The sequence below is a fragment of the Vibrio genomosp. F6 genome (assembly GCF_005146325.1).
GTDB lineage: Bacteria > Pseudomonadota > Gammaproteobacteria > Enterobacterales > Vibrionaceae > Vibrio > Vibrio cortegadensis.
Window position 1 is genome coordinate 1 of sequence record NZ_SYUT01000019.1, and the last position, 20,836, is coordinate 20,836.

18 protein-coding genes, 1 tRNA gene and 1 riboswitch are annotated in these 20,836 nt (G+C 42.4%); of the genes, 4 read left to right on the top strand and 15 right to left on the bottom strand.

All coding sequences use genetic code 11. The features are described from left to right. The first annotated feature begins 4 nt into the window (after window positions 1–4). A tRNA-Tyr gene (locus tag FCV43_RS05700) sits at window positions 5–89 on the top strand. 457 nt (window positions 90–546) lie between these two features. Here FCV43_RS05700 and yfbV read toward each other — a convergent pair. After that, window positions 547–999, bottom strand: coding sequence for a terminus macrodomain insulation protein YfbV (gene yfbV / locus FCV43_RS05705; protein WP_017051502.1), 453 nt, complete (start codon window positions 997–999; stop codon window positions 547–549). Between the two features lie 339 nt (window positions 1,000–1,338). Between yfbV and FCV43_RS05710 the strand changes: the two genes are divergently transcribed. Next, entirely contained in the window at window positions 1,339–2,535 is a 1,197-nt protein-coding gene (locus FCV43_RS05710) for an acetate kinase (protein ID WP_017051501.1), read from the top strand. A 146-nt stretch (window positions 2,536–2,681) separates the two neighbouring features. Then, a complete protein-coding gene (pta, locus tag FCV43_RS05715; RefSeq protein ID WP_017051500.1) occupies window positions 2,682–4,847 on the top strand; it encodes a phosphate acetyltransferase in 2,166 nt (721 codons plus the stop codon). Window positions 4,848–4,948: 101 nt separating this feature from the next. Here pta and FCV43_RS05720 read toward each other — a convergent pair whose 3' ends face one another. The 11 genes from FCV43_RS05720 to moaA form a co-directional block, all read right to left on the bottom strand. Beyond that, window positions 4,949–5,896, bottom strand: a complete 948-nt coding sequence (locus tag FCV43_RS05720; protein ID WP_136994251.1) for a glutathione S-transferase family protein — start codon at window positions 5,894–5,896, stop codon at window positions 4,949–4,951. Between the two features lie 190 nt (window positions 5,897–6,086). Then, complete coding sequence (oppF, locus tag FCV43_RS05725; RefSeq protein ID WP_017051498.1) at window positions 6,087–7,082, bottom strand: murein tripeptide/oligopeptide ABC transporter ATP binding protein OppF; 996 nt, start codon at window positions 7,080–7,082, stop codon at window positions 6,087–6,089. Beyond that, a complete protein-coding gene (locus tag FCV43_RS05730) occupies window positions 7,079–8,050 on the bottom strand; it encodes an ABC transporter ATP-binding protein (protein ID WP_017051497.1) in 972 nt (323 codons plus the stop codon). Before FCV43_RS05730 ends, oppF begins: the two co-directional genes overlap by 4 nt. 36 nt (window positions 8,051–8,086) lie before the next feature. Then, the gene (gene oppC, locus FCV43_RS05735) at window positions 8,087–8,989 is read right to left on the bottom strand and encodes an oligopeptide ABC transporter permease OppC (protein ID WP_017051496.1); all 903 of its coding nucleotides are present in this window, start codon (window positions 8,987–8,989) and stop codon (window positions 8,087–8,089) included. Between the two features lie 11 nt (window positions 8,990–9,000). Continuing rightward, window positions 9,001–9,921 carry an oligopeptide ABC transporter permease OppB gene (oppB, locus tag FCV43_RS05740; protein ID WP_017051495.1) on the bottom strand — a complete coding sequence of 307 codons (921 nt, stop codon included), beginning with the start codon at window positions 9,919–9,921 and terminating at the stop codon, window positions 9,001–9,003. A gap of 98 nt (window positions 9,922–10,019) precedes the next feature. Then, entirely contained in the window at window positions 10,020–11,651 is a 1,632-nt protein-coding gene (locus FCV43_RS05745; RefSeq protein WP_136994254.1) for an ABC transporter substrate-binding protein, read from the bottom strand. 579 nt (window positions 11,652–12,230) lie between these two features. Continuing rightward, entirely contained in the window at window positions 12,231–12,686 is a 456-nt protein-coding gene (gene moaE / locus FCV43_RS05750) for a molybdopterin synthase catalytic subunit MoaE (RefSeq protein WP_136994255.1), read from the bottom strand. Between the two features lie 2 nt (window positions 12,687–12,688). Next, window positions 12,689–12,934, bottom strand: a complete 246-nt coding sequence (moaD, locus tag FCV43_RS05755; protein ID WP_017051492.1) for a molybdopterin synthase sulfur carrier subunit — start codon at window positions 12,932–12,934, stop codon at window positions 12,689–12,691. Continuing rightward, a complete protein-coding gene (moaC, locus tag FCV43_RS05760) occupies window positions 12,931–13,410 on the bottom strand; it encodes a cyclic pyranopterin monophosphate synthase MoaC (RefSeq protein ID WP_136994256.1) in 480 nt (159 codons plus the stop codon). The genes moaD and moaC overlap by 4 nt, the downstream gene beginning before the upstream one ends. A 34-nt stretch (window positions 13,411–13,444) precedes the next feature. Further along, window positions 13,445–13,957 (bottom strand): molybdenum cofactor biosynthesis protein B, encoded by a 513-nt coding sequence (gene moaB, locus FCV43_RS05765; RefSeq protein ID WP_017051490.1) that lies wholly within the window; start codon window positions 13,955–13,957, stop codon window positions 13,445–13,447. A gap of 86 nt (window positions 13,958–14,043) precedes the next feature. Further along, entirely contained in the window at window positions 14,044–15,033 is a 990-nt protein-coding gene (moaA, locus tag FCV43_RS05770) for a GTP 3',8-cyclase MoaA (RefSeq protein ID WP_136994257.1), read from the bottom strand. After that, a riboswitch (molybdenum cofactor riboswitch) is annotated at window positions 15,021–15,187 on the bottom strand. (Overlaps the previous gene by 13 nt.) Window positions 15,188–15,365: 178 nt before the next feature. Here moaA and FCV43_RS05775 point away from each other — a divergent pair. Then, on the top strand, window positions 15,366–16,253 hold the full coding sequence (locus FCV43_RS05775) for a YvcK family protein (RefSeq protein WP_029203240.1): 888 nt from the start codon (window positions 15,366–15,368) through the stop codon (window positions 16,251–16,253). A gap of 67 nt (window positions 16,254–16,320) precedes the next feature. Here FCV43_RS05775 and luxU read toward each other — a convergent pair whose 3' ends face one another. From luxU to uvrB, 3 genes are all read right to left on the bottom strand, one after another. After that, entirely contained in the window at window positions 16,321–16,662 is a 342-nt protein-coding gene (gene luxU / locus FCV43_RS05780; RefSeq protein ID WP_136994259.1) for a quorum-sensing phosphorelay protein LuxU, read from the bottom strand. 1 nt (window position 16,663) lies between these two features. After that, complete coding sequence (luxO, locus tag FCV43_RS05785; protein WP_113799964.1) at window positions 16,664–18,064, bottom strand: quorum-sensing sigma-54 dependent transcriptional regulator LuxO; 1,401 nt, start codon at window positions 18,062–18,064, stop codon at window positions 16,664–16,666. Between the two features lie 277 nt (window positions 18,065–18,341). Then, on the bottom strand, window positions 18,342–20,372 hold the full coding sequence (gene uvrB / locus FCV43_RS05790) for an excinuclease ABC subunit UvrB (RefSeq protein ID WP_136994261.1): 2,031 nt from the start codon (window positions 20,370–20,372) through the stop codon (window positions 18,342–18,344). Window positions 20,373–20,836: the final 464 nt, after the last annotated feature.

Here is a 20,836-nt window from a genome sequence, read left to right on the forward strand (position 1 = left end):
CCCTGGAGGGGTTCCCGAGTGGCCAAAGGGATCAGACTGTAAATCTGACGGCACTGCCTTCGATGGTTCGAATCCGTCCCCCTCCACCATATTCTTTTTAGAAAGAACACTAAACCAGCTCATTGAGCTGGTTTTTTTGTATCTATCATCTGGTGATAGGTGATGATGATTTAAAATGGCTAGCGCTTCAAAGCCGGCCCTGATTCAAAACCGTAAACCGCTCAACGCGGCCAAAAGCTCAGAAGTCAAATTACGGATCACAGCTCGCAATCAATTATGACTTATCGAAACCTCGCATTAACCAAAAGATGTTCCTTATCCGAATGGCGGAAAATAAAAAACCTCACTCCCTCCAGAAAAATAATCTGGGTGAAATGAGGCTTATATTTTTTCTTAATGCGTTCCCGCATAAATGTAAGGCACAGTCCTGCTCTCGAATGGAGAACACAAGACTCAGTGTTATCTATCTACTAGCCCAGCAATTAGCGCTTTGCCAACATATACATATACAGAGCTCGAATAAAGCCGCTCAACAATATGAATGTCTTAAAACCAACGCTCTAGAGATGATTTATCTAGCTGTCTAAAGGCACGGTTAAGTATGATCGCCAACTCTTTATAGCGAGGCTTAGGTTTCATTGGCTCTAAGGCACACCCTGTTTCGATAATTTTCTGATGAAGCTCTCTATACCAACCAGCCAGTGCTGGGGGTAATTGTGTTTTTGAACGATTGCCCAACCACCACATACCTTGCAGCGGTAAACTGATCGCAAACAGCGCCACTACAATAGCTTGTGGCATCGCTTGGCCATTTTGAAAAACCATTTGAGTTAAAACACTGATCGCAGCAATCGCAGGCATCACTTTGATGCCAAATTTTGTCGCTTTAATAATACGTTGCTCTGGAAAAATAGGGTTCAGTTCTTTACGAACAGGCCAAATATCCATGTAAGCTTGGCCATCTTTTAAGCTATGCGCTAATCCGACTTTGTTGTTCATACGGCTCTCTCACTAAAAAATAATTGAATAGTTCAACTAAAAGCGCAAAAAATTGATAAAAGTTAATATTCTTTCAAATTTTTTTTGTTATATTTGACGATTATCGCTATCCTTTGCAGGCCCTCATCTCATTGTTGCTGTTATTTTCGATTAAGGCAACCATGAGACGACATCTGCAAGGAATGCACTGGTGATTTTTTTGTAAGAAATCGCTTCTCATTATATGGATATTAAAGTTTTTTTGACCAAGACTAGTACGCACTGCCTGCCAGTTCGTCTATTCTTGTGAGTAATTTTAATCCAAACTGATTTTTATCAGACGAATAACAGGTAGCACTCATGTCTAAGCTGGTTTTAGTTTTAAACTGTGGTAGTTCTTCTCTTAAATTTGCTGTAGTTGACGCAGTATCTGGTGACGAGCATCTAACAGGTCTTGCAGAATGTCTGCATCTTCCTGAAGCTCGTATCAAGTGGAAACTTGATGGTAAACACGAAGCTCAACTAGGTAATGGCGCAGCACACGAAGAAGCACTAGCCTTCATGGTAGAAACTATTCTTGCTTCTAAGCCAGAACTTTCTGAAAACCTTGCAGCAATCGGTCACCGTGTTGTGCATGGTGGTGAAAACTTTACTTCATCAGCACTAATCACTGATGAAGTAATTAAAGGTATCGAAGATGCAGCGACTTTCGCTCCTCTTCACAACCCTGCGCACCTTATCGGTATTAAAGCAGCTCAAAAATCATTCCCAGCACTAAAAAACGTTGCTGTATTTGATACTGCTTTCCACACGACAATGCCAGAAGAAGCTTACCTATACGCGCTTCCATACAACCTATACACAGATCACGGTATTCGTCGTTACGGTGCACATGGTACATCTCACCTATTTATTACTCGTGAGTGTGCCACGCTTCTAGACAAACCTATTGAAGAAGTTAACATCATTAACTGTCACCTAGGTAACGGCGCATCTGTTTGTGCAGTCAAGAATGGCCAATCTGTAGATACTTCTATGGGCCTTACTCCTCTTGAAGGTCTTGTAATGGGTACTCGCTGTGGCGACCTTGACCCTGCTGTTATGTTCCACCTACATGACAAACTAGGCATGAGCGTTGATGAAATCAACACAATGTTCACTAAAGAGTCTGGCCTACAAGGTCTAACTCAAGTAACTTCTGACTGTCGTTTCGTTGAAGACAACTACGGCGAGAAAGAAGAAGCTACTCGTGCAATGGACGTATTCTGTCACCGTCTAGCTAAATACGTTGCAAGCTACACTGCAACTCTAGAAGGTCGTCTTGACGCTATCGTATTCACTGGTGGCATCGGTGAAAACTCAGCGCCAATCCGTGAAATGGTTCTTAACCGTCTTGCATTCTTCGGTATCGAAGTAGATAGCGCAGCTAACCTTAAAGCTCGTTTCGGCGGCGAAGGTACTATCACGACTGAAAACAGCCGTGTACCAGCAATGGTTATCTCTACTAATGAAGAGCTAGTAATTGCAGAAGATACAGCTGAACTAGCAGGTATTTAATCGAATTTTCTGACTAGCTTCACTCGAAGCTAGTCAGATTTTTATCTAAGAAAAATGGGGCTCAACTTTTATTCCTACCCCTATATAAATGTTGGTAGGAACAGGAGTTGAGCTTTTTTCATTCCAATAGTTAAAGGTACTCCTCAATGTCCCGTACTATTATGCTTATCCCTACAAGCGCTGGTGTTGGTCTTACTAGTGTAAGCATGGGTGTTCTTCGCGCGATGGAGCGCAAAGGCGTAAGTGTTTCGTTTTACAAGCCAATCGCTCAACCTCGTAGCGGTGGCGATCAACCAGATCTAACATCAACTATCATTAGCACAAACAGCGACATCAAGATTGGTGAACCAATCGCGATGACTAAAGCTGAAGCGTTGATCGGTAGTGAAAAAATGGATGTACTTCTTGAGTCTGTTGTTGCGCAATACAACAATATCAACAAAGATGCAGAAGTAACGCTAATCGAAGGTCTAGTTCCTACTCGTAAGCACCCATTTGCTAACCAAGTGAACGCGGAAATCGCGAAAACACTTGGCGCGGAGATCGTATTCGTTGCGACTCCTGGTACTGACAACCCTACGCAACTTAAAGAGCGTATCGAAGTAGCATGTTCTAACTTCGGCGGTACTAAGAACAAAAACATTAAAGGCGTAATCATTAACAAGCTAAACGCTCCTGTTGATGATGCTGGCCGTACTCGCCCTGACCTATCTGAAATCTTTGACGATGCAGATAGCGCTCAGCAAGCGAACCTTGAAGTGATGCAGATCTTCAACTCTAGCCCTATCCGTGTTCTTGGCTGCGTGCCATGGAGCATCGATCTAATCGCAACTCGTGCGGTTGATATGGCTAAGCACCTTAACGCTGAAATCATCAACGAAGGTGAAATTGCAACTCGTCGTATTAAGAGCATCACTTTCTGTGCACGTTCTCTACCGCACATGATCGAGCACTTCAAACCAGGTTCACTGCTAGTAACATCTGCAGACCGCCCTGACGTTATCGTTGCTGCAGCTCTTGCTGCGAAAAACGGTGTTGAAATTGGCGCAATTCTACTAACTGGCGGTTACGATATCCCAGAAAGCATTGCTAACCTTTGTGCACCTGCATTTGCGACAGGCCTTCCGATCTTCAAAGCGCAAGGTAACACTTGGCAGACGTCTCTTAACCTACAGAGCTTCAACCTAGAAGTACCTGCAGACGATAAAGAGCGTATCGAGTTCGTTAACGATCACGTTGCAAGCCACATTGATGGCCCTTGGATTGATTCTCTATCTGAAGGCACTCAAGGTATCCGTCGTCTAAGCCCACCAGCATTCCGTTACCAACTAACAGAATTTGCTCGTAAAGCGGCTAAGCGCATCGTTCTTCCTGAAGGTGATGAGCCACGTACTGTTAAAGCGGCTTCTATCTGTGCTGAGCGCGGAATCGCAACTTGTGTACTTCTAGGTAACCCTGAAGAAATTCGTCGCGTTGCTGCACAGCAAGGTGTTGAGCTAGGTGCTGGCGTTGAGATCATCGATTCTGCATCAGTTCGCGAAAACTACGTAGCTCGTCTAGTAGAACTTCGTGGCGCTAAAGGTATGACTGAGGTTGTAGCTCGTGAGAAGCTAGAAGATTCAGTATTCCTAGGCACGATGATGCTTGAAGCTGGTGAAGTTGACGGCCTAGTTTCTGGTGCTGTTCACACAACGGCGAACACAATCGTTCCTCCGTTCCAGATCATCAAGACTGCTCCTGATGCTTCTATCGTATCTTCAATCTTCTTCATGCTTCTGCCTGATCAAGTGCTTGTATACGGTGACTGTGCGATCAACCCAGATCCAACCGCTGAACAGCTTGCTGAAATCGCTATCCAATCTGCAGATTCTGCTGCGGCATTCGGTATCGACCCACGCGTTGCTATGATCTCTTACTCTACTGGTGAATCTGGTAAGGGTGCAGACGTAGATAAAGTACGTGAAGCAACGAAACTTGCTCAAGAGAAACGCCCTGATCTCGTGATCGACGGCCCTCTTCAGTACGACGCAGCAATCATGGAAAACGTAGCTGCTTCTAAAGCGCCTAACTCTCCAGTTGCAGGTAAAGCGACAGTATTCGTCTTCCCAGACCTAAACACGGGTAACACGACTTACAAAGCGGTACAGCGTTCAGCAGACCTAGTGTCTATCGGTCCAATGCTTCAAGGTATGCGCAAGCCAGTAAATGACTTGTCTCGTGGCGCTCTAGTAGACGACATCGTTTACACTGTAGCTCTAACGGCTATCCAAGCAGACCAAGCTGCTCAAGCTGAAGAAAAAGTAGTTAACTAATTTTCTTTTATAGAAAACAAAAACCCTAGATTTTTATCTAGGGTTTTTTATATCTGACAGATATCTTTGTTTTGATCTACGACGGTTTGATCGCCGTAACTTTAACCCAACGGTTTTCGACCGTGCGCTGATTCAAGATCTAACTCTGGCCCCTTGGGTACCACTTGTGTTGGGTTGATCCCTGTATGGCTGTAATAGTAATGACGCTTGATATGGTAGAAATCGGTCGTCTCTTTGATACCTTTAACTTGGTATAACTCTTTTAAGTAACCCTGAATATGGACGTAATCTGAAATTCTCTGCTTGTTACACTTGAAATGGCCGACATACACTGCATCAAAGCGAACCAAAGACGTAAACAATCTCCAATCCGCTTCTGTAATCTTATTCCCCGCTAAATAACGGTGCTCACCAAGATGCGAATCGACTTTATCTAAGGCCGAAAATAGTGCGTCGTAAGCCTCTTCATAAGCATCTTGAGTGGTAGCAAATCCACACTTATAAACGCCATTATTAATATTTGGATAAATATAATCATTCCATTCATCAATTTTCTTCGTCAGTGCCATAGGATAGTAATCATCCGTGTTGCCCGTTAATTCATTAAATTCCGAGTTGAACATACGAATAATTTCAGATGACTCGTTACTCACGATGGTGTTAGTTTCTTTATCCCACAATACCGGCACAGTAACTCGCCCCGTATAATTCGGCTTAGCTTGAGTATAGATTTGATGCATATAGGTATGACCAAACAATGGCTCAGGTAAGCCCATTTTCCAGCCTCCACTCATCATATCCGGACATACAACCGTCACATCGATATGATCGGTAAGATCTTTAAGCTCACGGAAAATCAGAGTTCGGTGTGCCCATGGGCAAGCTAATGATACATATAGATGATACCGGCCACTTTCTGGCTGAAATTGTGCGCCTGCTTTATTCTCTATCCAATGACGAAAACCCGCATCTTCGCGAACAAATTTACCACCATTTGATTTTGTGTCGTACCAGACATCGTGCCAAACACCTCCCACTAACTTACCCATAATCATCTCCTATCTGCCACTGATTCGATAAGGTTTATGAGCCCATTATAAAAAAAGCCAATTCATTCAAAACTAGAATAAATTGGCTTAGTTGTTCAGATAAGTTGAAGAAGTTTAAATACAAAAAAAGCGCGACTCGATAAAGCAGTCGCGCTTAAGCCTGTCACAGGCTGAAATAATGCTTATTTATTTAAGCATCGACCATCAAACAAGAAACCGCATGTCTATCCGATCCCTTAATTGCTGGTTTCTGCTTCGCACATGCCTCTGTTGCAATTGGGCAGCGAGTACGGAACACACAACCAGATGGTGGGTTAATCGGTGAAGGTAAGTCACCTTCTAGCATCTCAATTTTTTTGGCACGTTCAATTTTTGGATCTGGGATTGGAACCGCAGACATAAGCGCACGAGTATAAGGGTGTTTAGGATCAGCAAACAGCGCATCCGACTCCCCTAGCTCAACCGCATTACCTAAATACATCACCAATACACGGTCTGAGATGTGTTTAACAACCGAAAGATCATGAGCAATAAAGACAAGGCTTAGACCTAGCTCTTTTTGTAGCTCTTTCAGAAGGTTAACAACTTGTGCTTGAATCGATACATCCAGTGCTGAAACGGGTTCATCACAGATGATCATCTTTGGTTTAAGGATCAAAGCACGAGCGATACCAATACGCTGACACTGACCACCAGAGAATTCATGCGGGTAACGGTTAATTACGTTTGGTAGCAAACCAACTTTAGCCATCATCTCTTTAACGCGATCTTTCACTTCTTGCTTTGAAAGTTCTGGATAAAAAGTTTCTAGCGGCTCAGCAATGATTGAACCAACTGACATTCTTGGGTTCAGCGACGCCAGAGGATCTTGGAAAATCATCTGAATCTCTTTACGAGTTTCACGACGTTGTACTGATTGCATGCGAGTCAAGTCTTGACCTAACCACATTACTTCACCTTCAGTCGCTTCAACTAGACCGATGATGGCACGAGCAAATGTGGATTTACCACAGCCAGACTCACCAACGACACCTAACGTTTCACCTTCGTATAAACGAACATTAACGCCATCAACCGCTTTCAAATTAGAAGGTTTTGACCATGGCCACGCAGATTTCGAAGCAATGCTGAAGTGGACCTTAAGATCCTTAATATCCAATAATAGTTCTTTATTATCTACACTCATTTTTTCCAAGTCTCCCAATCAGAAAAACATGCACGCTGGCGATCAGTACCAAATGGCTGAAGGATAGGTGCTTCTTGCTTACAACGGTCCATTACGCGGTGGCAACGCTCTTGATAAGGACAACCAGGTGGTAGACGTAGTAAGTTTGGTGGGTTACCTGGAATAGTTGGTAGAATTTCACCTTCTGTATCCAGACGAGGAATTGCTTTCAAAAGACCTTCGGCATATGGGTGGCTTGGTTCGTAGAAAATTTCATCTACTGAACCGTATTCCATAGTACGACCCGCATACATCACAAGAACTTTATCACATGAGCCAGCAACAACGCCTAGATCATGGGTAATCATGATGATTGCGGTATTAAACTCAGATTTCAGTTCGTTCAGCAAATCCATAATCTGCGCTTGAATCGTTACATCCAATGCGGTTGTTGGTTCATCCGCAATCAACAGTTTTGGACGACACAATAGTGCCATTGCGATCATTACACGCTGACGCATACCGCCTGAAAATTCGTGCGGGTACATGGTAATACGCTTACGAGCTTCAGGGATCTTAACCGCTTCAAGCATGCGTACTGATTCTTCAAATGCTTCCGCCTTACCCATGCCTTTATGCAGCATCAACACTTCCATAAGCTGATCGCTTACTTTCATGTATGGGTTCAGTGAAGTCATTGGATCTTGGAAGATCATCGCAATCTGCTCTGCACGTACTTTATTCAGTGCTTTTTCTGGCAGATTAAGGATTTCATTTCCTTCGAATTTTGCACTACCAGAGATAATACCGTTTTTGGCCAGTAATCCCATAATTGCGAATACAGTTTGAGATTTACCTGAACCAGACTCACCAACGATACCTAGGGTTTCACCCTGCTCTAGTGAGAAATTCAAATCATTTACTGCGGTTACGATACCATCTTGCGTGGTAAATTCGACGCGCAGGTCTTGGACATCTAATAAGCTCATCATTCTTTCCTTATTGATTCTTATATACCAAAAGACTTATCTGTCTTTTGGATCTAGCGCATCACGCAGGCCATCACCGATATAGTTGAAACAGAATAGTGTCACAATCATAAATATCGCTGGGAATGTTAATTGCCAAATAGCAACTTCCATTGTTTGTGAGCCTTCTTGAAGTAGAGCGCCCCAACTCGTCATAGGCTCTTGAACACCTAGACCAAGGAAACTCAGGAAAGATTCAGTCAGAATCATACTAGGGACAAGAAGCGTAGAGTAAACCGCGACAATACCTAATACGTTTGGAATGATGTGGCGCTTGATAATATTCCAAGTACTTACACCAGAAACATGTGCTGCTTCGATAAACTCTTTACTACGTAGGCTTAATGTTTGACCACGTACGATACGAGCCATATCCAACCAAGCAATCGCACCAATCGCAACGAAAATTAAGAAGATGTTACGCCCAAAGAAAGTCACCAAAACAATCACAAGGAACATGAATGGAATTGAGTACAAAATTTCAAGAATACGCATCATTGCACGGTCAACTTTACCACCAATAAAGCCAGAAGCTGCGCCGTAAACCGTACCAATTAATACTGCAACCAGTGCGCCCATAACACCAACCATAAGTGAAATTCGGCCACCGATTAAGGTACGAACGAATAAATCACGGCCTAGGCTATCAGTGCCAAACAAGTGATCTGCTGACGGTGCTGCATGCATCGCATACCAGTCCGTATCGTCAAAAGCATATTGGCTCAACATTGGAGCAAAAATTACTGCTAGTGCAATAAGAGTTAAAACAAACAAGCTCACCATCGCCGCTTTATTACGCATAAAACGAATTCGAGCATCTTGCCAAAGACTACGCCCTTCGATCTCTAAGTTTTCAGAGAACTTTTCCAGCGCATCTAGATTTTCTTTTTTAGTTATCATAGGAGCCGTCCTTAGTAACGAATTTTTGGATCAACGTAAGCCAGTAAAATATCAACGATAGCGTTGAATACAATGAAGAGGAAACCAATCAAAATGGTCACACCCATTACTAGCGAGTAGTCACGGTTAAAGGCGGCGTTAACAAATAGCTTACCAATGCCTGGTAGGCCAAAAATAGTTTCGATAACAACTGAACCAGTGATGATACCTACGAAAGCAGGACCCATATAAGAAACGACTGGTAACATTGCAGGTTTCAGAGCGTGTTTTACAACAATGTATGAATAGCTCAAACCTTTCGCTCTTGCAGTACGGATAAAGTTACTGTTTAGAGTCTCGATCATGCTACCACGTGTGATACGTGCGAAAGTGGCAACATACAACATCGACATACCTAATACTGGCAAAATCATGTATTTCATTGACCCATCTAGCCAGCCACCCGCAGGGAACCAACCTAGATTAATGGAAAACATGTAAATCAACGCAGGTGCTAGCACGAAGGATGGCATAACCACCCCGAGCATGGCCGAGGACATGATCGTATAGTCGAGCCAGGTATTTTGCCGCAGAGCCGCGATCGTTCCGACACTGACACCAAAGATAAGAGCAAAAATGAAGGCTACTGCACCAATTTTTGCCGATACAGGCAGAGCAGAAGCTACAAGCTCATTTACTGTAAAGTCTTTGTATTTAAAAGATGGACCAAAGTCACCTTGGATAACATTGGTTAAATAGGTGGTGTATTGCTCAAACACAGGCTTATCAAGGCCGTATTTAGCATTAATGTTCGCCATTACTTGGGGCGGAAGTGTTCTTTCGCTTGAAAAAGGGCTACCTGGTGCAAAGCGCATCAAGAAGAAAGAAACGGTAATCAATACCAACATTGTGGGTATTGCTTCCATCATTCGTTTTAAAATGAATTTCAGCATAATCTCACTCAATCTGTGACAATTTAAATATGGGGAAAGGCTGCATACACTCACTGTGTATGCAGTCTGATATTAAATTTTATTATTATAGGTAACGTTTACTCAGCGATGATGTACATATCTTTAGAGTAAAGTTTATCTTCAGCGTTGTTTTCTGCGTAGCCACCAACATGAGGGTTAACTAGACGCGCAGTTACGTACTGGTAGATAGGAGCAATCGGCATGTCTTTCGTTAGAAGCGCCTCTTGAGCGTAGTAAAGCTCTTTACGTTCTTCTTCAGAAGTGGCACGAATTGCATCAGCAGTTAGCTTATCGTATTCAGCACTCTTGTAGTGAATACCGCCAGTTGTGTTCTTGCCTTCCATTAATGAAGTAAATGTTGATGCTTCATTGTAGTCACCACACCAACCAGCACGAGCCGCTTCGAAATCGCCCTGCTTCTTAGTTTCTAGGTATGTTTTCCACTCTTGGTTTTCAAGAACAACATCCACGCCTAGGTTTTTCTTCCACATAGAGCCAATTGCTACAGCAATTTTCTTGTGGTTTTCAGATGTGTTGTACAGCAGCGTAAATTTAAGCGGGTTAGATTTGTTGTATCCAGCCTCTTCAAGAAGCGCTTTTGCTTTAGCATTACGCTCTTTCTGGCTTAGTTTACCGTAATCTGGAGTTTCAGGGCTGAAGTTCGCAACGATCTCAGGCGTTAGGAAGTAAGCAGGCTTCTGACCTTGACCAAGAATCGCATTTGCTACGATGTCACGATCGATTGTGTAAGAAATTGCTTTACGTACACGAACGTCATCAAATGGTGGCTTATGAGTATTGAAGTTGTAGTAGTAAGTACAAAGGTTACCTTTGATTGCTACAGACTCAGAATGTTCTTTTTGTAGACGACGGAAGTGCTCGTTTGGCAGGCTAGATGTAAAGTCAATTTCGCCTGATAGGAAACGGTTCATTTCAGCAACTTGGTTTTCGATAGGAAGGTAAGTTACTTTTGTTAATACTGTATTTGCGTTATCCCAGTATTTTTCGTTACGAACAAGTTCAATACGCTCGTTCACAACCCAGTTACCAACAGTGAATGCACCGTTACCAACGAAGTGTTCTGGTTTCGTCCACTTGTCGCCATACTTTTCAACAGTTGCTTTATGTACAGGCTTAACTGTTGTGTGACCCATCATCATTACGAAGTACGGTACTGGGCTTTCAAGTGTAACTTCAAATGTATTTGCATCAATTGCTTTAACACCTAAAGTTGATTTGTCTTTTTTCCCTGCAATGATGTCCGATGCATTAACCATCGTTGTCATTTCTAGGTACCATGAGTAAGGTGATGCGGTGTTTGGATCAACTGCACGTTGGAAGCTGTAGACGAAATCGTCAGCCGTTACAGGATCGCCATTTGACCACTTAGCATCTTTACGAAGGTAGAAGGTGAATTTTTTGTTATCTTCTGTTTCCCAACGCTCAGCAACACCTGGAATTGTTTTGCCGTTCGCATCTTGGTTAACTAGACCTTCTAGCAAATCACGAATAACGTGAGACTCAGGAACACCTTCAGTTTTATGAGGGTCAAGAGAAGCAACTTCAGTACCGTTACCACGGACGAGTTCTTGTACTTTTGCTAGTTTAGTTCCAGCTGGGACATCAGCTGCGAAAGTCGTAGTAGAAGTGGCAGCAACTGCCATACTCGCGCCTAGAAGAAGGGCCTGAGTGATTTTATTCTTATACATGCATTTAACTCCAAGTTTTATATTTTGCATCCATGACATCTTGGTAAGCTCACATAAACGGATAGTGATTTAGATTTATTTAGCTCAATTCCTAAGCATAAAAATCTAAAAACTTACTAAGATTGCAGCACACACTATCAATCATTGAACTATTTTGCCATTGAATATGGCAAGAAAACGCTAAACAACTACAGATTGAGCGTATATATAGTACAAATAACTGAAAAAAATCAATGTGCCAGTTTAAATACTAACAATATCTTTAAAAAAGCAGACTTTAGTATCACTACATCTAGCTTGACGCATTTTTGCAGCATCTTATGCTAGATTTGGTACTGAAAATTAACATTTTCTACACGACAGGTCTAATCAAAAGTAACATTTATCCCAATAAACACCTTCATTTGTGAGGGTTATCACCGTTCCCAATAAACGTCAGTATTAATCGCTTGATTAGAACAAATTACAAACAAATGCCGAGTTTATAAATCTCCATTTTTAACATTTACATATATAAACCAAAAAAAAACCGGCTCTAGGCCGGTTTTTACATGCAGGTTATTTCGTTTTTTTGTATCGCTAGTTTTCCCACCGTTCGGCAGCTTTTGCATCCGAATCTCGCGACTCTACCCAACGACTTTCTTGTGTGGTTCGCTCTTTTTTCCAAAATGGAGCACTGGTTTTTAAGTAGTCCATAATAAATTCGCACGCTTCAAATGAAGCACCTCGATGAGCACTAGAAACACCAACGTAGACAATTTGATCGCCAATATCTAAATCACCAACTCGGTGGATCACTCGAACCCCAAGCAGTGACCAGCGAGCCTCCGCTTGGTCGCAGATCTCAGCTAGCGACTTTTCTGTCATTCCAGGGTAATGTTCCAAGCGTAACCCGATAACATTATCGCCTAAATTCATATCGCGAACTTTACCTACAAAGGTTACAACCGCGCCTGCAGATGTCCCTTTTGCCAGTATTTCGTACTCATCAGCAATCGAAAAATCATCATATTGAACTGAAACACGTGGATCCATCATTACCCCCCGGTAACCGGTGGGAAAAAAGCGACTTCATCACCACTTTTAATTTCAGATTCCAGCGGCACTATCGCTTGGTTTACTGCTGCCAATAACTTACCAGGCTCTAACGCTAGTTCCCATTTACCTTCTTGAGCAAACAGATGAGCACGGAGCTCTTCAACCGTCGAGAACTCCTCTTCTAGAGTCAACTCATCGATACCGACAAGCTCTCGGGTCTGCGCAAAAAACAAAACTTTAATCATGCATCCACCTTAAAGTGTCCCGATTTTCCGCCAGTCTTTTCCAACAGACGAACACCGTCAATGATCATATCTTTCTGCACCGCTTTACACATGTCATAGATCGTTAGAGCTGCAACAGAAGCAGCCGTTAACGCTTCCATTTCCACACCTGTTTTACCTGCCAATTTACAGACAGATTCAATGCGAACTTTATTTTCTGACTCAATCGCTTCAAGTTGCACTTCTACTTTTGACAGCAAAAGAGGGTGACAAAGAGGGATAAGGTCCCATGTTTTCTTCGCGGCTTGAATTCCGGCAATGCGAGCAGTGGCAAAGACATCACCCTTATGATGTTGGCCAGATACAATTAACTGCAATGTTTCTGGTGCCATATGAACAAAAGCTTCCGCTCTTGCTTCGCGAACAGTCTCAGATTTTGCAGATACATCCACCATATTCGCCTCACCAGAAGCGTTGATATGAGTAAATTGGTTCATCACTATTTCCTTAGTAAAAACTTAGCGCAACGACTTAAACAGATAGATGCGGCATGAAGTTACAAGGGCGATGACTTGCATCCATTTGCTGTTTGATGATCTTCGTCCAAGCTGTGCGACATGCACCCGTTGAGCCTGGCATTGCGAAAATAACAGTATGGTTAGCAAAGCCAGCGATTGCACGAGATTGAATCGTTGATGTACCGATCTCTTCGTACGAAACAGTGCGGAATAGTTCACCAAAACCTTCTACCTGCTTGTCAAATAGAGGGACCAATGCTTCAGGCGTGCTGTCACGAGAAGTGAAACCAGTACCACCAGTAATCATTACCGCTTGAATTTTTTCGTCTGCAATCCAATTCGATACAACCGCACGAATCTTATACATGTCATCAATTACAATTTTTTTGTCTGCTAGATTATGACCCGCTTCTTGCAACTGCTCAGCTAAGTAACCACCTGATGTGTCATTTTCTTCTGTACGTGTATCAGAAACGGTTAGTACTGCGATATTTGCCGGTTCGAATTTACTTTCAGCGTGACCCATTTGCTCACCTTTTTTAATTTGTTTGGAGTATGTGCACCGCTGACTATGCTCAGCCGTGCATAATTTTATTCGTCTAATTTTGGAGTTTAGCCGCCAATAGAGGCTAGATGTGGTGTCATTCCAGTATTTCCATCTTGCAAAAAGTGGCTTACGGATTTCGTTTGCAGCTGAGCTTGAATACGCTCAATAAGTTCAGCTTCTTGATTGTCCTGCTGCAAGAGATCTCGAAGCTCGACACCATGATCACCAAATAAGCATAGGTGGAGTTTTCCTTTCGCTGAAATTCTCAAGCGATTACAACTCTCACAGAAATTTTTCTCGTACGGCATGATCAGGCCGATCTCACCTTGGTAGTCAGCATGAACGAAAACTTGCGCTGGTCCATCGTTGTGAGAGCGAGCTTTCAAAATCCACCCATTCGCAATAAGCTGGTTACGAATCGCGACACCCGATACATGATGCTTATTAAATAGCTCATCCATTTCGCCCGTTTGCATTAATTCAATGAAACGTAGCTGAATTGGGCGATGTTTAATCCAGTTTAAAAATGCAGGAAGTTCGTGACTGTTTAAATCTTTCATCAGCACGACATTGACTTTAACTTGCTCGTAACCAACTTCAAATGAGCGGTCAATTCCAGACATAACCTCTTTGTATTTATTTTCACCGGTGATCTGATGAAACATACGAGGGTCTAAACTATCAACACTGACATTAATATGCGTCAAACCCGCATCACGCCAGTCAGCAACCTGCTTTTCCATCCGGTATCCATTAGTCGTGGTTGCAACTTTCTGAACACCTGAAGTACTCGCTACAGTTTGGATAATATCGAGGAAGTCTTTACGCAGACTTGGTTCACCACCTGTGATTCGCACTTTAGAAGTGCCACAGTCAGCGAAAGCTTTAACCACCCTTTTGATTTCAGGTAGCGCTAAAAAAGACGAGTTTTTCTGCCCCGAAGGCTGGTAGCCATCAGGTAGACAGTAGGTACACTTAAAGTTACAAACATCAGTAACCGACAAGCGCAAATAATAAAATTTGCGTTGGAATTTATCTTCGAATTGTTGCGCCACGGAACACCTTTCCAAATACGGGAGGCAGAATCATTTCCAATTCAGCCCTTGTGACAACATGTCACTGGCTCAAGTGGCTTATCATAAAAACACTTTACGATTAACGGATGTGCATTTATAACTTAGCCATTAGAGCTCGGAGTTATGGCAGCTATTAATAACTTTGACAGTTCAATAGCAGCTATGGGGTAAAATACTTAAAATCTATTTGTGAATCTAGCCTTAACTTGAAAAAACCTTGCTGATCCCTCAATTTACTCCCTATTGAGTATTAGAGATTAACGAAATATTCTAAATTGTAGTTGGTTATGAATAAAATGAAGAAGAAAAGAATGAATTTATATTCATCAAAGAAAGTGGTCGCAATCGGTGGAGGACATGGATTGGGGCGAATGTTAGCGGCGCTTAAAGATTTTGGTTCCAATGCAACAGGTATTGTCACCACCACTGATAATGGCGGTTCAACGGGTCGTATTCGTCACTGCCAAGGAGGCATCGCTTGGGGAGACACTCGCAACTGCATCAACCAGTTAATTACCGAACCCTCTATCAGTTCGATGATGTTCGAATATCGATTCAAAGGCACAGGTGAACTTGATGGGCATAATCTTGGTAATCTGATGCTAACTGCACTGGATAACTTGTCGGTACGCCCTTTAGAGGCCATCAATCTTATTCGAAATATGCTTGGTGTTGATCTAAATATTGTTCCAATGTCCGAACACCCTTCTGACCTTACTGCACTATCTCTTGAAGGACAGTGGGTAACCGGAGAAACGAACGTTGATGAAATGGAACAAGATCTACGCCGCTTAGATTTATCACCAGAAGTACCGGCAACGAAAGAAGCGGTTTCTGCCATCCTTGAAGCCGACTGCATCATTCTGGGCCCTGGTAGTTTCTTAACCAGTATTATGCCTCCACTCCTCCTGCCCGAGATAGGGAAAGCAATCGCTCAAAATTTAAACGCAAAATTGATATTTGTTGAGAACCTATCACCCGAGTATGGTCCTGCTGGGAGGATGTCGCTGAAACAAAAAATCGAGTGGTGCGAACGTTCATGTCAGGCACGTAAGGTTGACGCTATCTTAGGCGACACACCGCATCCTGAGCTAGAACAAGATTGGAACTGCGTAACGACAGAATTAGCCTCTCCCAACCGCGATTGGCGTCACGATCGAGAGAAACTACAACAAGCCATTGAATCACAACTACTATAGTAAGTTGCGGTCATTAAACGGCGCGACCATTAATTCAACACCGTAATGAATTAAAAAGAGTGAATGACTACTGGCTGACTAAGCCTAGATATTTCACTCTTGTTTCTTGAAGTAACTCAACCATTGCCATGAGATCAATATCGGCATCAATCTGCTGATTCAGTTTAACCTTATTATCCACTTCTACCGCATACGCGCATAATTTTTCCGCACCAAAACTTGCTGCACTACTTTTTAAGGCATGGCTGATTTCTGCGAGATTAGTCATCGCTTTAGCGTTATCACTGCTGGTTAAAATTTCAATGTAAGAGCTTAATTCGCCTAAAAATATATCGAGTAGGATCGGGACATTCTCATCCCCTATATCTCGAGCCAAATCATTGATTTTATCTTGATTTAAAATATTCATATTAAGTACTTTGCTGCTCTTTATTATTCCAATTCTGAAGCTTTCGATAAAGTGTGGAAGGACTTACATCCAAATAGCCTGCCGCTCTTGGAATATTGCCATCACACGCTTTAATCGCTTGCTCAATCGCTGTTTTTTCCGTCAACCATAATGGAAAAATATCCTGTACGGAGATCTCTTCTCGGCGTTTTTTCTCTAGTGACATCTGATTTTCAATCGGGCGATTAAGTGGCGGAGGCAACATATTGAGAGTGATCTCTTTACCATGATTAAGAACCACCACGTTTCTCAGAACATTCTGTAGCTGACGTACATTTCCTGGCCATTCATATTGATTAAATCGGTCGAGAACCTCAGGCGCGAAGCGAACAAAGCCTTTACCCTCTTCGAAAGACATAAAACCAAGCAATGAGTAGGCAATTTCAATGACATCCTCTCCTCTTTCACGCAGTGGTGGCAGATGAAGCGGAATAACATACAGTCGATAGTATAAATCTTCTCTGAAGCGACCTTCTTGTACTTCTTTCCAAGGATCTCGGTTGGTGGCACATACGAAACGTACATCCACACTCTTCATCTTAGAGGAACCTACTTTCTGGAAAGTGCCTGTCTGAATAAAGCGTAATAATTTGGTTTGAAGATCCAAATCCATCTCGCACAATTCATCGAGAAAAAGCGTTCCACCATCGGCTAGCTCCGCCGCACCTTGCCGATCAGTTGCCGCGCCAGTAAATGCACCTTTAACATGCCCAAACAGTTCACTTTCAATCAAATCTTTAGGTATCGCAGCACAGTTAATCGCAATGAATGGTTTATCACCACGTTTGCTTGCGGCATGAATCGCTTCTGCACACACCTCTTTACCCGTACCACTTTCACCTGTGATGAAAATACTGGCTTTACTGCTAGCGGCAGAATCAATGGTGCGGTATACCGCCTGCATTGTTTGGCTACTGCCGATAAAACCTTGGTAATTTTGATTATGAGGGTTTTCCGATTCGTTCTTTAATTTCGTCGCTTTACGAATCGCATTATTAACGGTGACTCTTAACCGATCCGCCTCACAAGGTTTAATTAAAAAGTCTTGAGACCCATGGCGCATCGCTTCAACAGCAGTATCAATTGAGCCATGTGCAGTCATAAAAATAACCGGAACATCAGGATAAGATTGTTTCACTGCGAAGAGTACGTCCATACCTGTCATATCGGGTAAACGTAAATCGAGTAGAATAAGATCAGGCGTGCGGTGGTTTAAACTATTGATAGCATCTCGCCCAGTGCCAACAATATTAATATCAATACCCAAAGGGGTTAGATAAGAGCGATACAGCGCCGCAACGGAGGCCGTATCTTCGACCATCAGTAAATACTTAGATTTCTGAGTTTCTGGAGTTTGTTGCATAACCTAGCCATTTTATTATTGCATTTTGTTTAATAATCGCATTACGAGTTGCATTATGCAAATATAACAATGTGTACAATCAACTAAATGTTCTAACCATTCGTTTTGTATAGAATTATTGTTGGCATGCCGTATGCAAATATAAAAGTGGCCTTCGGGTCACCTAGCCAACTGACGTTGTTAGTGAAGTTATTCTTCACAAATTAAAGCCAGCAGAATCTTTCTACTGGCTATTTTTTTGTTTCAATTTCCGCGAGCATAACCCCAACATTGAAGGTTAGCTATTTGCTATAAACTGAGCCCTTAATTTCTCTATTTCATCACGTTTAGCCGCTGCTAGTTCAAATTCTAAATTCTGCGCATACTGGTACATTTCACCTTCAAGTTTACTGATCGCTTTATCGAGTTGCTGCGGCGAAAGCACCTCATACGCAGCGGAAGACTCGGCCACTTTAGATAGCGGTACTTGCTTCGATTCACGCTGTTTTCTTGACTTGGTAATATCCCCCAGCTCCATAATATCTTTAATATTACGTTTGAGAGCTTGTGGCACAATTCCCTGCTCTTCATTGTATTGTTGCTGCTTTATACGGCGTCTTCCGGTTTCATCAATCGCTTTTTTCATCGACTTGGTGATTCTGTCACCATATAAAATTGCTTTACCCTCTAGATTTCGTGCCGCACGTCCAATCGTCTGTATGAGAGATCGTTCGGAACGTAAAAAACCCTCTTTATCGGCATCCAAAATTGCCACTAAAGACACCTCAGGCATGTCTAACCCTTCTCTTAGTAAGTTGATGCCCACTAACACGTCAAACTCGCCTAATCTTAAGTCTCGAATAATTTCAACTCGCTCTACGGTATCAATATCAGAATGTAAATAGCGAACTTTGACATCATGCTCATGTAAGTACTCGGTGAGATCTTCTGACATACGCTTTGTGAGTGTGGTAACCAAAACTCGCTCACCTTTCGCGGATCGTATGCGAATTTCAGAAAGTAAATCATCGACCTGCGTAGCAACCGGACGAACTTCGATCTCTGGATCGAGCAACCCTGTCGGACGTACGACCTGATCTGCAATGTCATCGCCTGATTTGTCTAATTCATAATTGCCTGGAGTTGCCGACACAAATATGGCTTGCGGGGCAATGGATTCAAACTCATCAAACATCATTGGACGATTGTCTAGCGCTGACGGTAACCGAAAGCCAAACTCTACCAAGGTCTCTTTACGAGAACGGTCACCTTTATACATGGCACCAATTTGCGGAACCGTAACGTGAGATTCATCGATGACAAGCAGCCCATCCCTAGGAAGGTAATCAAACAGTGTTGGTGGTGCTTCACCTTCTTTACGTCCACTCAAATAACGAGAATAGTTTTCGATGCCTGAGCAGAAACCGAGTTCATTCATCATCTCAAGATCAAACAGAGTTCGCTGCGAGATCCGTTGCTCTTCCACCAGCTTATTATTCTCTTTCAGGTAGCTTTGACGCTCTTCGAGCTCTTTGCGGATTTTCTCTATGGCTTCAAGTATTTTCTCTCTCGGAGTGACATAGTGAGTTTTAGGATAGATCGTATAACGTGGTAGATCTCGCTGCTTCACAGCCCCCGTCAATGGGTCAAAAATACTAATACAATCAATTTCGTCATCAAACATCTCGATTCGAACCGCATCTTGTTCAGATTCAGCAGGGAATACATCAATAACTTCGCCACGGACTCGGAACTGACCCCGTTCAAATGTCATGTCATTTCGAGAATACTGCAATTCAGCCAAGCGACGTAAAATATCACGCTGATCTAAGATATCGCCCCTGCGTATATGCAGCATCATTTTCAAATAGGAGTCAGGATCACCAAGACCATAAATTGCAGAAACCGACGCAACAATAATCGCATCCTTTCTTTCTAGTAGTGCTTTTGTTGCTGACAGTCGCATCTGCTCGATGTGTTTATTAACTGCTGCGTCTTTCTCAATAAAGGTATCAGTGGTTGGCACATAAGCTTCTGGTTGGTAGTAATCGTAGTATGAGACAAAATATTCCACAGCATTATTAGGGAAAAATGATTTCATCTCCCCGTATAACTGAGCGGCTAACGTTTTATTTGGTGCCAGAATGATCGCAGGTCGTTGCGCTTCTGCAATCACATTTGCAAGAGTAAATGTTTTGCCTGATCCAGTAACGCCTAACAATGTTTGATGAGCGAGACCGTTATCTAGCCCTTCTAATAGCTGTTTTATCGCTGTTGGCTGGTCCCCTGAAGGTTTGTATTCAGATACCAAATCAAAAACTTTGCTCATGTTTGTCTCTACCTATTGCTGCTCAAATCCGGAGAGTGACATTGTCGCCATAGGTCACACATAGATGCAACTTAAACCTTTAAAAAAATGGACAACAATGGTTAGAAATAGCGCTAGATTCTGTTTTTTATATTTGCTATTATCTTCGCCCCATCAGGTTTTATTCGTACTTTTCTCAAAATTTTTCATCCACGACTTTTCCCCAATAATACCAATGTTATCCCCAATTTTATTTATTCTAAAAAATAGATAAAACACCAAGCCAAACAAAATATCTTAAAATCAATAAGTTAATGGTAATACTGTTTTGCTGTTACTTTCCTTTATTATGTCCAAAACAGTTATCAAACTTTAACTAACACACTTATCCACAAATTTGGTGGATAAGTAAACCAAGCCCAAAGCCAGTAAGGGCTACGAAAAAGTAAAGTTTTTTTTCAATAAATAATTTTAATTTTATCGCT

Coding starts and splice junctions, on each gene's coding strand:
- yfbV (WP_017051502.1), bottom strand. CDS start 999: ATGAACAACAAAGTCGGATTAGCGCATAGCTTAAAAGATGGCCAAGCT.
- FCV43_RS05710 (WP_017051501.1), top strand. CDS start 1,339: ATGTCTAAGCTGGTTTTAGTTTTAAACTGTGGTAGTTCTTCTCTTAAA.
- pta (WP_017051500.1), top strand. CDS start 2,682: ATGTCCCGTACTATTATGCTTATCCCTACAAGCGCTGGTGTTGGTCTT.
- FCV43_RS05720 (WP_136994251.1), bottom strand. CDS start 5,896: ATGGGTAAGTTAGTGGGAGGTGTTTGGCACGATGTCTGGTACGACACA.
- oppF (WP_017051498.1), bottom strand. CDS start 7,082: ATGAGTGTAGATAATAAAGAACTATTATTGGATATTAAGGATCTTAAG.
- FCV43_RS05730 (WP_017051497.1), bottom strand. CDS start 8,050: ATGAGCTTATTAGATGTCCAAGACCTGCGCGTCGAATTTACCACGCAA.
- oppC (WP_017051496.1), bottom strand. CDS start 8,989: ATGATAACTAAAAAAGAAAATCTAGATGCGCTGGAAAAGTTCTCTGAA.
- oppB (WP_017051495.1), bottom strand. CDS start 9,921: ATGCTGAAATTCATTTTAAAACGAATGATGGAAGCAATACCCACAATG.
- FCV43_RS05745 (WP_136994254.1), bottom strand. CDS start 11,651: ATGTATAAGAATAAAATCACTCAGGCCCTTCTTCTAGGCGCGAGTATG.
- moaE (WP_136994255.1), bottom strand. CDS start 12,686: ATGGATCCACGTGTTTCAGTTCAATATGATGATTTTTCGATTGCTGAT.
- moaD (WP_017051492.1), bottom strand. CDS start 12,934: ATGATTAAAGTTTTGTTTTTTGCGCAGACCCGAGAGCTTGTCGGTATC.
- moaC (WP_136994256.1), bottom strand. CDS start 13,410: ATGAACCAATTTACTCATATCAACGCTTCTGGTGAGGCGAATATGGTG.
- moaB (WP_017051490.1), bottom strand. CDS start 13,957: ATGGGTCACGCTGAAAGTAAATTCGAACCGGCAAATATCGCAGTACTA.
- FCV43_RS05775 (WP_029203240.1), top strand. CDS start 15,366: ATGAATTTATATTCATCAAAGAAAGTGGTCGCAATCGGTGGAGGACAT.
- luxU (WP_136994259.1), bottom strand. CDS start 16,662: ATGAATATTTTAAATCAAGATAAAATCAATGATTTGGCTCGAGATATA.
- luxO (WP_113799964.1), bottom strand. CDS start 18,064: ATGCAACAAACTCCAGAAACTCAGAAATCTAAGTATTTACTGATGGTC.
- uvrB (WP_136994261.1), bottom strand. CDS start 20,372: ATGAGCAAAGTTTTTGATTTGGTATCTGAATACAAACCTTCAGGGGAC.